At 51.9% G+C, this 13,463-nt stretch carries 18 protein-coding genes; 9 read left to right on the top strand and 9 right to left on the bottom strand.

Annotated features, from left to right (window positions below):
* The 4 genes from AC128V_RS04230 to AC128V_RS04215 all read left to right on the top strand — a co-directional run.
* A partial coding sequence (locus AC128V_RS04230; protein WP_482763435.1) for a lipid II flippase MurJ occupies positions 1 to 585 on the top strand: 585 nt, incomplete at its 5' end.
* A 68-nt stretch (positions 586 to 653) separates the two neighbouring features.
* Positions 654 to 1,574 (top strand): thioredoxin-disulfide reductase, encoded by a 921-nt coding sequence (trxB, locus tag AC128V_RS04225; RefSeq protein WP_482763434.1) that lies wholly within the window; start codon positions 654 to 656, stop codon positions 1,572 to 1,574.
* Between the two features lie 10 nt (positions 1,575 to 1,584).
* Positions 1,585 to 1,908, top strand: a complete 324-nt coding sequence (gene trxA, locus AC128V_RS04220) for a thioredoxin (RefSeq protein ID WP_482763433.1) — start codon at positions 1,585 to 1,587, stop codon at positions 1,906 to 1,908.
* Positions 1,909 to 1,976: 68 nt separating this feature from the next.
* Positions 1,977 to 3,224: an aminotransferase-like domain-containing protein gene (locus AC128V_RS04215; RefSeq protein WP_482763432.1), complete on the top strand. Its 1,248-nt coding sequence runs from the start codon at positions 1,977 to 1,979 to the stop codon at positions 3,222 to 3,224.
* A 21-nt stretch (positions 3,225 to 3,245) separates the two neighbouring features.
* Here the strand turns inward: AC128V_RS04215 and AC128V_RS04210 are convergent, their stop codons facing one another.
* The 9 genes from AC128V_RS04210 to rpmH are packed head-to-tail and all read right to left on the bottom strand — an operon-like array spanning position 3,246 to position 8,062.
* Complete coding sequence (locus AC128V_RS04210) at positions 3,246 to 4,166, bottom strand: ParB/RepB/Spo0J family partition protein (protein ID WP_482763431.1); 921 nt, start codon at positions 4,164 to 4,166, stop codon at positions 3,246 to 3,248.
* Complete coding sequence (locus AC128V_RS04205; protein WP_482763430.1) at positions 4,163 to 5,044, bottom strand: ParA family protein; 882 nt, start codon at positions 5,042 to 5,044, stop codon at positions 4,163 to 4,165. The genes AC128V_RS04210 and AC128V_RS04205 overlap by 4 nt, the downstream gene beginning before the upstream one ends.
* Before the next feature lie 2 nt (positions 5,045 to 5,046).
* Positions 5,047 to 5,214: a hypothetical protein gene (locus AC128V_RS04200; protein ID WP_482763429.1), complete on the bottom strand. Its 168-nt coding sequence runs from the start codon at positions 5,212 to 5,214 to the stop codon at positions 5,047 to 5,049.
* Positions 5,215 to 5,224: 10 nt separating this feature from the next.
* Complete coding sequence (gene rsmG, locus AC128V_RS04195) at positions 5,225 to 5,866, bottom strand: 16S rRNA (guanine(527)-N(7))-methyltransferase RsmG (protein ID WP_482763428.1); 642 nt, start codon at positions 5,864 to 5,866, stop codon at positions 5,225 to 5,227.
* A 29-nt stretch (positions 5,867 to 5,895) separates the two neighbouring features.
* Positions 5,896 to 6,363 carry a Jag family protein gene (locus AC128V_RS04190; RefSeq protein WP_482763427.1) on the bottom strand — a complete coding sequence of 156 codons (468 nt, stop codon included), beginning with the start codon at positions 6,361 to 6,363 and terminating at the stop codon, positions 5,896 to 5,898.
* Positions 6,364 to 7,281, bottom strand: coding sequence for a membrane protein insertase YidC (gene yidC, locus AC128V_RS04185; RefSeq protein WP_482763426.1), 918 nt, complete (start codon positions 7,279 to 7,281; stop codon positions 6,364 to 6,366). It lies immediately after the preceding gene.
* A 2-nt stretch (positions 7,282 to 7,283) separates the two neighbouring features.
* On the bottom strand, positions 7,284 to 7,586 hold the full coding sequence (gene yidD, locus AC128V_RS04180; protein ID WP_482763437.1) for a membrane protein insertion efficiency factor YidD: 303 nt from the start codon (positions 7,584 to 7,586) through the stop codon (positions 7,284 to 7,286).
* 2 nt (positions 7,587 to 7,588) lie between these two features.
* The gene (rnpA, locus tag AC128V_RS04175; protein WP_482763436.1) at positions 7,589 to 7,915 is read right to left on the bottom strand and encodes a ribonuclease P protein component; all 327 of its coding nucleotides are present in this window, start codon (positions 7,913 to 7,915) and stop codon (positions 7,589 to 7,591) included.
* A gap of 9 nt (positions 7,916 to 7,924) precedes the next feature.
* Complete coding sequence (gene rpmH, locus AC128V_RS04170; protein ID WP_012895733.1) at positions 7,925 to 8,062, bottom strand: 50S ribosomal protein L34; 138 nt, start codon at positions 8,060 to 8,062, stop codon at positions 7,925 to 7,927.
* 306 nt (positions 8,063 to 8,368) lie between these two features.
* Here rpmH and dnaA point away from each other — a divergent pair, with 306 nt between their 5' ends.
* The 5 genes from dnaA to AC128V_RS04145 all read left to right on the top strand — a co-directional run.
* Positions 8,369 to 9,757, top strand: coding sequence for a chromosomal replication initiator protein DnaA (gene dnaA, locus AC128V_RS04165; protein WP_482763425.1), 1,389 nt, complete (start codon positions 8,369 to 8,371; stop codon positions 9,755 to 9,757).
* 326 nt (positions 9,758 to 10,083) lie between these two features.
* Positions 10,084 to 11,214, top strand: a complete 1,131-nt coding sequence (dnaN, locus tag AC128V_RS04160; protein WP_482763424.1) for a DNA polymerase III subunit beta — start codon at positions 10,084 to 10,086, stop codon at positions 11,212 to 11,214.
* Between the two features lie 18 nt (positions 11,215 to 11,232).
* Entirely contained in the window at positions 11,233 to 12,372 is a 1,140-nt protein-coding gene (recF, locus tag AC128V_RS04155; RefSeq protein WP_482763423.1) for a DNA replication/repair protein RecF, read from the top strand.
* Entirely contained in the window at positions 12,365 to 12,853 is a 489-nt protein-coding gene (locus AC128V_RS04150; RefSeq protein ID WP_482763422.1) for a DciA family protein, read from the top strand. Before recF ends, AC128V_RS04150 begins: the two co-directional genes overlap by 8 nt.
* A gap of 122 nt (positions 12,854 to 12,975) precedes the next feature.
* The coding region (locus AC128V_RS04145; RefSeq protein ID WP_482763421.1) for an ATP-binding protein at positions 12,976 to 13,463 on the top strand (488 nt) is incomplete at its 3' end.

The following is a 13,463-nucleotide window of genomic DNA, read 5'->3' as shown; positions in this document are numbered from 1 at the left end:
TATTCGATTGCCCGCGTCTTTGTTGGTGAATACCCGGCAACCCTGGCTCTGGGCAACGTAATAGTTGCTTTGATGGTTGGTTTGGTGCCATTTAGCGTGGTCTACATGATTCAGCGCGCATTCTTCGCGCTGGAGGACACCAAATCGCCCTTTATCTTCACCACAATTCAGATCGCGATCCACATCACCGGATCGCTGACCCTGGGGGCCTTGGTCGAGAAGCAGTGGTTGGTGGTCTCAATTTCCATTCTTACCGCATGCTCGATCTTGGTTCAGGGCTTGGTTGGCTACCTCATGCTTCGAAAGCGAATCGGCGGCATGGGAGAGGCTTCTTTTATGAAGTCCCTGGCTGGTTTTGTTTTGGCAGCGATTCCCGCGGTTTCTGTGGGCTACGGTTTGATGGTGTGGCTCGGCGGCATTGCTTATGGAAGTTTCACGGTGTCAAACGTCTTCTCAGCGGTTATAACCAGTGTCCTGGTAGGCGGTGCGATGGTGGTTTGCTATCTCGCAACGCTATGGATTTTCAAAGTTCCGGAATTACGCGAGCTACAAAAGCAGTTGAAGGTTAGGTTTAGTAGGGGTTAATTCGCTGAAAAAGCGGGTAGATTGATAAAGATAGATAGTTATCTATCTAAGAGGAAGCAGAGAAAACAATGCGCGAAGTAATCATCATCGGATCCGGCCCTGCCGGCTACACGGCTGCTATCTATGCGGCCAGAGCGCAGCTAAACCCGCTGGTAATTGCTTCCAGCGTTGAGCCCGGTGGCGAATTGATGAAGACCACCGAAGTCGAGAACTACCCGGGCTTCCCTGAGGGGCTAATGGGTCCAGACCTAATGGCGAACTTCCAGGCGCAGGCTGAGCGCTTTGGTGCTGAGATTTTGTTTGATGATGTTATTGAGGTTGACCTAAAGGGCGATGTCAAGATCGTGAAGACCGGCATGGGGCAGACCTATGAGGCAAAGACCGTGATCATCTCGACCGGCGCTGCCTACCGCGAACTTGGGCTTCCGAACGAGAAGGCGCTTTCTGGCCATGGAGTCTCATGGTGTGCGACCTGCGATGGCTTCTTCTTCCGCGAGAAAACGATTGCTGTTGTTGGCGGCGGTGACTCTGCCATGGAAGAAGCAAACTTCCTTACGAAGTTCGCATCCAAGGTTTACGTAATCCACCGCAGAGACACCCTAAAGGCCTCCAAAATCATGCAGCAGCGCTCTTTTGACAACCCAAAGATCGAGTTCATCTGGAACGCAGGGGTTGCTGAGCTCAAGGGTGATGGCAAATTGGAAGCTGTTGTGCTGGAAGACACCCGAAATGGCGAGCGCACTGAGTTGGCCCTAGATGGCCTGTTTATCGCGATTGGAAATGACCCGAGGGTTTCTCTGGTTGAGAACCAGGTAGAGCTAACTGAAGACCGTTTCATCCGAGTTGATGGCCGCAGCTCAAAGACCACCCTGCCGGGTGTCTTTGCAGCTGGAGATGTCATTGACCCGACCTATCGCCAGGCCATTACCGCAGCCGGTTCGGGTTGTGTAGCGGCACTGGATGCCGAGCACTACCTAGCTAGTCACTAAGGAGTTTCACGTGAAACCAATCGATACCACCGTTGCAAGCTTTGAAAAGGACGTCCTCCAGTCCGAACTTCCGGTAATCGTTGACTTTTGGGCGGAGTGGTGCGGTCCATGCCGCATGATCGCTCCAATTCTGGAAGAAATGGCTGCCGAATATCACGACAAAATCAAGATCGTAAAGGTCAACGTCGATAACGAAGGTCAGCTGGCAATGGACTACAAGGTGACCGGTATTCCGCTAATAGGCGTATTCCACAAGGGTGAGATGGTGAAGCAGCTGGTTGGTGCAAGACCAAAGGCAGCCCTAGTCTCTGAGCTCAGCGAATACCTGGGATAACCCACTAAACATTCAGCCCTGAGGGGCTAATCGAAGTAAGCTAGTCCCTAAATCTCAGGGAGCTCTAATTGTCCAATACGCGCGCAGGCACTGTCACTAACTTTGACACCTGGAAGCATGCCTATGCGGCGCGCGCGGCAAACCTCTCGGTTTCTGAGGTAAGAGCCCTGTTTGCCGTGGTCTCAAGGCCTGAAGTTGTGTCCCTTGCGGGTGGCATGCCGGATGTATCTGCCCTAGATGGTGAGCTTATTGAGCAGGCGTTCCGATCCCTGATGTCCAACCGACGCAACTACGCCCTGCAATACGGCGGAGGTCAGGGTGACATAAGACTTCGCGAGCAAATTCAAGAAATCATGGCCCTTGAAGGCATTCAAGGCTCGGTTGAGAATCTGATGATTACCACCGGTAGCCAGCACGCACTTGAACTATTGGCAGACCTATTCCTGGATCAGGGCGACGCTGTCTTGGTCGAAGCACCAAGCTACGTGGGTGCTGTTGGCATTTTCCGCCACAAAGAAGCTCACATCGAGCATGTCTTCACCGACGAGGACGGGATATCCCCAGAAGCCCTTGCCGAGGCGGCTGACCGCCTGATCGAACAGGGTCGCAAGGTCAAACTTCTGTACTTAGTGCCAAACTTTGCCAACCCATCGGGCGTAACTCTCACCGCTGAGCGTCGTGCTCAGGTATTGCAGGTCTGCCGCGAGCGTGGAATCTTGATTATTGAGGACAACCCTTACGGGTTGCTCTACTTCGACCAAAAGCCACCGGAGGCGATGCGCGCGATGGACTCCGAAGGCGTGGTTTACCTAGGAAGCTTCTCCAAGATTCTTTCCCCTGGGCTCAGAGTGGGCTATGTCCTTGCTCCGCCTGCGATTCGCGAGAAATTGATCTTGGCAAATGAATCAGCGATTCTCTCCCCTGCAACATTCGCTCAGATGATGGTTAGCGAGTATCTATCCCTGTCGGACTGGCAGGGTCAGATTGACACCTACCGCAAGCTTTACGCCTCCAAGCGCGATGCCGCGCTTGAGGCACTTGCTCAGTATTTGCCTCGGGTGCAAACCACTCGCCCCCAAGGTGGTTTCTTCCTGTGGTTGACCCTTCCTGAGGGCCTAAACAGCAAGGAAATGCTGCCACTGGCGGTAGAAGAGCTAGTTGCCTATACCCCCGGAACCGCCTTCTACGGCGACGGGCGTGGTGCCAACAACATCCGAATTTGCTTCAGCCACCCAACGGCCGAAAATGTGAAGGTCGGGATCAAGCGACTCTCGAACGTCGTGAATCCCCAGATAGACCGACTGGGTACTTTCTAATCTAGGGACTGGGCCTGAGGCTTAGTCTTTGCCTTGAATTCGATCTGAGATTCTTCTTAGGTCAGCAATATTTCCAAACTCGATTATTAGCTGGCCCTTCTTGCGCCCAAGCTGAATCTTTACGACGGTGTCCAGAGCGTTGCCCATTTCCTCGGCCATTTCCTTGAGCATGTCGGTCTTGCCACCGGGGATGATCTTGCCCCGAGTTGGCTTTACTTTGACATTCGCAACTAGCTCTTCAAGGCTTCGTACCGAGAGGCCTTCGCGAACAGTTTTCTCTGCAAATGCAGTCATGGTCAAATCATCAGGCGCTCCCAAAAGAGCTCTAGCGTGACCGGCGGAAAGCACTCCAGCGGCAACCTTCGACTGAACCGTGAGTGGCAGTTTCAGTAGTCGCAAAGTGTTGGTGATTTGAGGTCTTGAGCGACCAAGCTTGTCGGCCAACTGATCCTGGGTGGAACCAAAGTCTTCTAGCAGCTGCTTATAAGCGGATGCTTCTTCCAGTGGATTGAGGTTCGCACGGTGCAGGTTCTCCAAAAGTGCATCCCTGAGCATGTTCTCATCTGCGGTTTCGCGAACAATTGCAGGAATCTTGGTAAGGCCGGCTTCCTTCGAAGCCCTCAGGCGACGCTCGCCCATAATCAACTCATAGCCTGAGCCCTTTGAGCGAACCACGATTGGCTGCAGCACGCCGAATTCCTTGATTGAGTGCACAAGCTCCGCGAATGCCTCGGCCTCAAAGACCGATCTAGGCTGCTGCGGGTTAGGAACGATCTGGTTTGGGTCGAGTTCCATAAACCGGGCACCTGGCACCTCAATTAGAGGGATGGCAGATGTGTTGGTGAAGAAGACATCAACTGCGCCTCGATCACCACCTGGAATCAGAGAGCCGATGCCTCTACCTAGTCCACCTTTGCGTTCTGGGCGCTTTTCTTCACTCATTTGACTACTCCTCGCTGAGCTAGTTCGATTGCCGCTTCCTGATAGGCCAGGGAGCCCGAATTCTTAGGGTCATAACTGATTGCCGTCTGCCCGAAGCTTGGGGCCTCAGAAAGCCTCACAGAGCGCGGAATAGTCGCGTTCAGGGTTTGCTTCGGGAAATATTTGCGAACTTCCGCGGCCACGTCGGTTGAAAGGTTGGTTCTGTTGTCAAACATGGTCAGCAAGATCCCGCCAACGATTAGGTCTGGGTTGAGATTTGCCCGAATTCTCTCGATGTTTGCCATCAACTGCGTTACACCCTCAAGGGCGTAGTACTCACACTGAATCGGAACCAAGACCTCTCCCGCGGCAACCAACGCGTTTACGGTCAATAGCCCCAGCGATGGAGGAGAGTCGATAAAAACAAAGTGAATCGGGTGGTCAAAGTCCGCAAGAAACTGGTTGAGGCTATCCAAAAGGACTCGTTCCCGATTCGGGACCGAAACCATGTCAATTTCAGCTCCGGCAAGGTTGATGGTTGCGGGTAAGCAGAACAGGTTGTGGTGTTCTGGGCTTTGCTTTACAGCATCGATCATTGGTACGCCTTGAACCAACACCTCGTAGCTACCGGTAACAGAGTTGTGGTGTTCGACGCCCAGAGCTGTTGATGCATTGCCCTGTGGGTCCAGATCCACCACCAAAACTCCCAGGCCTTTGCGAGCGAGAGACGCGGCAAGGTTTACAGCAGATGTGGTTTTTCCCACCCCGCCCTTTTGGTTAGAAATAGTGATGATTCTGGTCTTTGAAGGTGGGGTCAGGGTCACTTCCGCAACACGTCGAGCGCGCTCGTTATTCTGCGTCATCTCCCGCAATAACGGGGTGTTTTGGATGTTTTCCATGCTCAATTATCTTCTGATGTTTCACGTGAAACATGTTCAAGGTTTGTGGTGTCTAAACCCTGCCAGCCGGTTGGTTCCTCGGAGGTTTCCTTGCGGTCGTTTGGGTAACCTAAGCCCTCGCGAACAGTCGCTTGGGTTTCGGCAGTAGCCTCTGCGGGATGATTTAGCATTTGTCTCCAATCATTGCAGAATAATGCGAACCACAGTCGCGGTCTCTGGAGCTTTGCCCAAGCCGAGGGTCATAATCTCCGGTTCTCCGAAGCCAAGTCTTTGCAGTCTTGGTTTTGCCTCAGCGATCTCCACCGGAGCCCTTGAGCCCTTGAGGGCAAGAACTGTTTTCAGGTTGGAGCCCCTTGTGAGCGGAGTAAGGAGCTTGAGGAGCTTGTCTAGAGCTGCGACCGCACGGGCGGTAACGATATCAAAGTCAGTTCTCGACACTTCCTCGGCACGCGCGCGGATAACGTCGACGTTTTTGATACCAAGTTCATTCACCACGGACACAAGCCAGTTTGCCCGTCGCTCCATTGGCTCGATGAGGGTGAAATGGGCATTCGGTTGAGCGATCGCCATCGGAATGCCCGGGAGCCCAGCTCCAGAACCTACGTCCGCCACCAAAGAGCCATCTGGAACCAATTCGGATAGCAAAGCGCTATTGATCACATGACGTGACCAGATTTTTGGAAGTTCCCTCGGCCCCAAAAGCCCAAAGGTTTCGGAATCTGCAGCCAAACGCTTGGTGTAAGCCCTCGCCAGATCAATACCTGAGCCGAAGATGGCCGCCGCAGCTGCCGGTTCCTGCTCAATGTCGAGTTCGTCTGACATCTAAATCCTCCGATGTTTCACGTGAAACATTAAGGCTTGGATACGACGATGTGGCGATCCTTGCCCTGACCCTCGGACTCTGAAACGTAGCCAGCTTCGCTAACCATGTCGTGAACCAGCTTGCGGTCGTAAGAGCTCATTGGCTTTAGGTGTTGTGGCTTCTCGGACTCTTCTAGCTTCGCGATGGTGCGCTCAACCAGGGTCTCTAGCTGCTTGGTCTTTACGGCGCGGGATCCGCCAATATCAAGAATCAAGCGGCTCATTGAGCCGGTCTTGGCCTGCACTACTAGACGGGTGATCTCTTGAAGTGCCTCAACCGTGGTTGGTTCGGAGATCTTGCCTAGGTTTGACTCACCCTCGCTGGTAACCGAGATGTAGACGCGGTCCTGACGGAATTCGATTTCAAGGTCACCGTCAAGATCTGCGGTGTCTAGAAACTCTTCGATGAAGTCAGCGGCGATTTCGCCTTCCTGCTCCAGTTCTTGTTCTCTACTCATTTATTTCTTCTTCTTCTTCGCACGATTTTTGCCAACCGGCTGTTGACGCTGCATTGGCTGCTCAACTACCGCCTCAGGAGTGGATTCCTCAAGTTTGATTTTTCCCTTTTTTACAAGGCGTGCCTCGCGCTCCTTGTGGGCAATAGACCCAGGAGTAGGCATGTTGCGAATGACCAGGAACTGCTGTCCCATGGTCCAGAAGTTTGAAACCAACCAGTAGGTCATAACTCCGAGCGGGAAGCTCACACCAGAGATTAGGAACACGAAAGGTAATACATAAAGCAAGATCTTCTGGGTCTGCATGAACTGGCTGTTCTGCACGTCAGGGTTCTGGTTCTTGGTCATGATCTGCTTCTGAGTGATGAACTGGGAAGCGGTCATCGCAACAATCATGATTCCGGCGATGATCTTGACGTTGATTAGGTCTGAGCCAAAGAAGGTGTCAGAAAGCTTGGCACCAAAGATCTCAGCCTGGGAGAACGAAATTGCCATTTCCTGGGTTAGCAGGCCAACACCCGACTTGTTGTTTCCAGCATCGTTTAAAACAAAGAACAATCCGGTGAAGATTGGCATCTGCAGCAATAGCGGCAAGCATGAGGACAGTGGGTTGGAGCCGGTGCGCTTGTAAAGATCCATCTGCTCACGTGCCATGCGCTCGCGAGAGTCGCGGTCAGTCTTGCCCTTGTACTTGTCCTGGAGCTTCTTCAATTCTGGCTGAACCAACATCATGTTGCGCTGGCTCTTGATCTGCTTCACAAAGACCGGGATCAAAGCCGCTCGCACGACCAAAACTAGTCCGACGACGGCCAATACCCAAGAGATGCCTGAGGTGGACTGCAGACCCATTGCAGTAAATAAGGTGTGGAAACCAACGAGCACCAGCTCGACTAGCCACTTAATCGGCCACAGTAGATCCACTATTACCTCTTCTTCTTGTGGGACTTAGAACTTACAAATCCTAGCTTGCCAATGGCTATCCAGTTCGGTCCAGTTTTCACATCATCAATACCGCCGGCAGCCCATGGATTACAGCGTGCAATTCTCCATGTCGTTAACAGAACCCCTCGAATCAATCCCTGCTGTTGCAGAGACCCCAAACCGTAGGTGGAACAGCTCGGGTAGTAACGGCAGACATCTCCATATAGGGGAGAAATGATTTTGCGCCAAACCACAATGAAGCCGATTACTAGATTTCTTGGTAGCAGGAAAACAAACCACAGCAACTTCAAGGCTTGACCTTGGAAAATGCAGCCTTGACCGCCTCTTGCAGCACGACATAATCACAGTCGAGCGCAGCTGCCCTCATGCGGAAAACCCCGTCAATTGGTTGATCTAGGCTTGCGAGCTCGGCCCTGATGGCATCAGTGATGCGCCTTTTGATTTTGTTTCTCTGAACTGCTCCGCCGACTACGCGCCCGGTTATAACTCCAAAGCGCGACTGATCTGCTGGCAAAAAGTGAAGGGTGAAGAAGTGAGAAGAATGACGTTGTCCTCGTTTGACGACATCGCGAATCTCGTCGCCTGACCTGAGGCGACTACTCCGCGCTAGCAGAGTAGATCCTTATGCGCTCAGCTCGACGCGGCCCTTGCGGCGACGGGCTGCAAGAATGGCGCGACCAGCGCGGGTACGCATGCGTAGGCGGAAACCGTGGGTCTTTGCACGACGACGGTTGTTCGGCTGAAAGGTACGCTTGCTCACTTGAAATCTCCCTGGAACTATTGGGCCCTATGCCCAAGATAACCTCAGTACTTTACGGCATACCTCTTGTCTTAGTCAAGAGTCACCGGAAGTATTTGAAGATTTGAATCCTCGCTACCACAATCGCAAAAAATAAGTGGCAACGACACGCCGATTGGATTTGATTTTGAACGAGAAATACCGCTTGAATGTTGCACATTAGAAATCTTGGAACATTCAACAGGTTTTCCACAGAGATCGAGGACTTTTCCACAACCCCTTTAGTTTGTGTAAAAATCTGTGGATAACTTTCATTAGGAGCTTGAGATGGCGGACGAGCAGCTAGCCACAATGTGGCAGTCGTTGGTCAATAAAGTCGCCAACGACGAGCGAGTAACCCCCCACCTCAAAGGCCACCTGGAGCTTGCTGTTCCAAAGGGAGTGCTTGAAGACACCCTCTACATAGAGGTGCCAAACGAAATAACCCGAGCCATGCTGCAGCAACGCCTCAAGGATCAGCTCCTAGATGCAATGCAGGAAATGGCAGAGTTTGGTGGACCTTCTTCTTTTGTTGTAATCACCAATCAAGATCTACAGAGTTCGATTCGCCCAGAGATCATGGTCGAGCCCGAACCAACGACAATTCAGCGTGAGCAAATCTACGTTCCCCTGGTGAGCACAAACGAATCAAGGCTGAACCCTAAGTACAACTTCGAGAACTTCGTTACCGGAGGTTCCAACCGTTTCGCCCACGCGGCCGCTTTTGCGGTCGCTGAAGCCCCAGCCGAGGCCTACAACCCGCTATTTATCTACGGCTCCAGTGGACTTGGTAAGACTCACCTGCTCCACGCCATCGGTCACTACGCAATTCACCTAAAGCCAAGAACCAAGGTTCGCTATGTATCTAGCGAAGAGTTCACCAACGACTTCATCAATGCGATCCAAAACAACAAGACTTCCGAGTTTCAGGCTCAATACCGCGATGTAGACATCCTGCTGGTCGATGACATCCAGTTCCTCTCCGGAAAAGATCAGACCCAGGAAGCCTTCTTCCATACCTTTAACACGCTGCACGACCACAACAAGCAGGTGGTTATTACCTCAGACCTGAGGCCTAAGCAGCTGGCTGGGTTCGAAGAGCGCATGCTTTCGCGCTTTGAATGGGGCCTAACCACCGACATTCAGGCCCCAGAGTTCGAAACCCGTGTGGCAATCTTGCGCAAAAAGGCTGCCCTGGAGCGCATCTCAATCCCAGACAACGTAGTTGAGTACATGGCCGCCCGAATTTCATCCAACATTCGCGAGCTGGAGGGAACCTTGATTCGCGTCACCGCTTTTGCCAACCTCAACCGCCAGGCAATTGACATGGATCTGGTTCAGTTGGTCCTAAAGGACAGCTATGCGGTCGCCGACGGAACCAACATCTCGGCGCTGTCGATAATTACTGCTACCGCTAATTACTACAAGATTTCCACTGATGACATCACCGGCTCCGGAAGACAGCAGGCCGTAGCGCTTGCCAGACAGATCGCGATGCACATCTGCCGCGAACTAACTGACATGTCGCTGCCAAAAATTGGTGCTCACTTTGGAAATCGTGACCACACAACGGTTATGTATGCCACAAAGAAGATCTCCGCTCAGATGCGAGAGCGCCGTTACATCTACAACCAGGTCTCTGAAATAATCCAGAAGATTAAAGACGAGAATAAATAGTTTTCAAATTACCTGTGGATAACTAACCCGCTTGAGTGTTGGTAACTACAGAAATGCTGTGAATCAAAACCCATAAACACCAATAGTTGAAGTTTTTACTAACAGACCAACCAGTTATCCACAGAGTTATCCACACCTGTGTAAACAAGTTACACCGTTGTAGTTTCCATGTAATTACAGAGAAGTTGAGAGTTATCAACAGTTTCAACAGACGTTGTTATTACGAATAAAGAATATTAAATATTTTGGTTTATTACTAAAGCATCACCAGGTTTGGTAATTCGCTCACTTGTGACAAGATAAAACTCCATAAAGAGGATTAATTCATGAAATTTCAAGCAGATCGCGAAGTTCTAGGCGAGGCGATTTCTTTTGTAGTGAGACTTATGTCTCCAAAACCTCAGTTACCTCAACTATCTGGGGTGATGATCACAGCCGGCAACAACGAAGTCATTCTTAGCATTTTTGATTATGAGGTTTCAGCAAAGGTCAGCATCGCAGCCGCTGTTGATGCAGCTGGGAAGGTATTGGTACAGGGCCGCCTATTGGCAGAAATTGTTTCCAAGCTTCCCGGTGAAACCGTTTCTCTGGCATTGCAAGAATCCAGATTGCAACTAACTAGCGCTTCCAGCAAGTTCACTCTTTCCTCGATGTCTTCCTCGGACTACCCAGAAATCCCAGCGATGCCAACTGCTACTGGAACAGTCGCGGCAAGCGACTTCTCGCATGCTGTTTCGCAGGTCGCTGTCGCAGCCTCAAGAGAAGAAGTAACCCCAGTTTTGACCGCCGTCATGATCACAGCGTCCGCAAAAGAGCTAACAATGGTTGCGACCGACCGTTTCCGCGTCGCAGTCAAAAACCTGCCATGGAGCGGCAAGGCCGTCGAAAAGGAACTTTTGATTCCGGCCAGGGTCCTACAAGAAATCGCTAAAACCTTCTCCCATGATGGTGATTTGTCGATCGCCTTCGGCGAAGGTGAAAAAGAAGTAGTTGGCTTCTCGGCTGGCAACAAGTCGGTATCAACCGCGACCATTAAGGGCAAGTACCCACCGGTACTGCAGCTTTTCCCATCCGAAATCACCAACTTTGCTGTCATGAACACCCATGATCTACTGGACGCAACCAAGCGCGTGGCCCTGGTGGTTGACCGTGAGAAGCCATTGCGCTACAAGTTCACCGCCACCGAAGCGACCCTAGAGTCGATCGGTAGCGATGTCGCCGAAGCAAGCGAACAGGTGCCTTGCTCTCTAACTGGAGAAGAAACCATCGTCTCGCTGCGCCCACAGTTCTTATCCGACGCTCTAAATGGAATTGAAAACGAGAACGTGCGGGTTGGTTTCACGACAAACCCATCGAATCCGAACAAGCCGGGACCGGTTTTGCTCTCTGCCGCGGATTCTAAGCAGGCTAATTCCGACTTCAAGTACCTGTTGCAGCCAAACCTCCTGGTTTCCTAAGCATTTAGACGATCCAGCGTGTGGATTTCCTCGTTACAGCTTGAAAATTTTCGAAACTATCGTCAGCTCTCGGTAAGTTTCGAACCCGGGATAAATCTGCTCATTGGCGAAAATGGCGCTGGCAAGACCAACCTTGTTGAGGCCTGCGTATACCTATCAACCCTGGAATCACATCGAGTGTCCGGCTACACCGCCCTGATTAGGTCCGAAAGCACCAGCTCACAACTATCCCTGAAGGCCAAAAACAATGGCCGCGAGATTTCTGTTGCTGCCGAACTCAATAAAGACAAGCCAAATCGCTATTTTCTAAACTCCCACCAGGTAAAGCGAACCTCAGATTTAGTTGGCGTCTTGAAGGTAGTGGTTTTCGCGCCGGAAGATCTGGACCTAGTGCGCCGGGACCCTCAGGACCGTCGTAAATTCCTAGATGAATCAATGATTCAACTCAAACCCCGTCTGGCTGGAGTGAAGGCCGACTACGAGCGGGTTTTGAAGCAGAAGGCTGCCCTTCTAAAATCGGCCAGGCAAGTATCCAGCCCTGACCTAACGACCTTGGACATCTGGGACGATCAACTAGTGGCCCTGGGCACCGAGATCATTTTTCACCGTCAAGAACTAATCTCAAAAATTTTTCCGCTCCTTCAGGACTTCTATCACCAACTCAGCGGCCAGCCCGAGACTTTAGAGCTGATTCTGAAGACGTCGGTTGCCGGTGGCGAGGAGGAAGACGAGTTCCAGTCGCTTTCGAGCTGGGACAAGCAAGTAATCCAAGACGCTTTTTATCAGCGTCTTGCAGAGCTAAGACCAAAAGAGCTCGAGCGTGGGGTCAGCCTGGTCGGTCCACACCGCGACGAGCTCACTATTTTGAAATCCGGCCTTTTGGCCAGAAACCACGCATCTCAGGGTGAAGCCTGGTCCCTGGCACTTGGTTTGAAGCTAGCAATGGCGCAGCTTCTGCGCTCAGACTCGCAATCAGGGGATCCGGTGCTGATCCTCGACGATGTATTTGCTGTGCTAGATGCCGGCCGCAGGCAGCGGCTTGTTGACTTTGTGATCAACAACGAACAGGTATTGATTACCTCGGCTGATCTAGAAGCGGTCCCAGACCTACTGGTCTCCAAGCGATTAGAAGTGGTCGGGGGTGAGGTGGTTGGCTAAGTTGAATTTTGAGGTTATCGACACTTTTTTCCGGCAGTACTTACTTGGCACCACCGGGATCAAGTCGCGCGACCAAAAGCGCAGGGAAGAGAATCAAAAGCGCGGCTCCCAACCATTTGATTCGGGTCGAGACCCGGTCAAGGCCAGCGCATCACTCGAACAGCTTTTTGGGGAATTCAACTGGACCAGCCAACTGGCGCAGGCAACCCTTTTCACCGAATGGAACAAGGTGGTAGGTGCTGATAGCGCGGAAGCCTCATACCCAGAGGAACTTAAAAACGAAGTGCTCTCGATTCGCTGTCGATCAACGGCTTGGGCCACCCAGCTAAGGCTGTTGGCACCGCAAATCTTGGAGAAAATCAACCAACAGCACCCGGATGTTTTGGTCAGCGAAATTAGGTTTGTTGGCCCCACCGCTCCGAGTTGGAAAAAGGGCTCCAGATCGGTCCCCGGTAGGGGCCCTCGCGACACTTACGGGTAAGTCGCATATCCCAGCTTTTGTCTGGGTGTAAGGGTAGAATTTATGGGTTAGCTCACCCGAATATAAGTCGGTCCAAAGGGTCCGCAGTTCTTAGGTTCTAACCCAAGAGGAAGTAACTGAATATGTCAGAAACAAAACCAAATTATGATGCCGGTGCAATCCAAGTCCTAGAGGGACTGGAGGCTGTGCGTAAACGCCCAGGAATGTATATCGGTTCTACCGGTCCCAGAGGCTTGCACCACCTGGTCTATGAAATCGTTGACAACTCTGTAGATGAAGCGCTCGCTGGCTACTGCGACAACATTGACGTTGTAATCACAAAAGACGGTCACATCAAGGTGAGCGACAATGGCCGCGGTATCCCGGTCGACATGCACCCTATCGAGAAGAAGCCAGCCGTTGAGGTTGTTCTTACCGTGCTTCACGCCGGTGGAAAATTCGGCGGCGGTGGCTACGCGGTTTCCGGTGGTTTGCACGGTGTTGGTGCATCGGTAGTAAACGCACTTTCAACCAAGCTGTTTGTTGAGGTTCACCGCGAGGGCTTCATTTGGCGCCAGAGCTACTCGATCGGTGTCCCAGACGCTCCGCTGGCAAAGGGCGAAAAGACCGA

The sequence above is a fragment of the Aquiluna sp. genome (assembly GCF_965064355.1).
The sequence above is the reverse complement of the archived record's forward strand: the minus strand, read 5'-3'. Positions and strand labels throughout refer to the sequence as shown.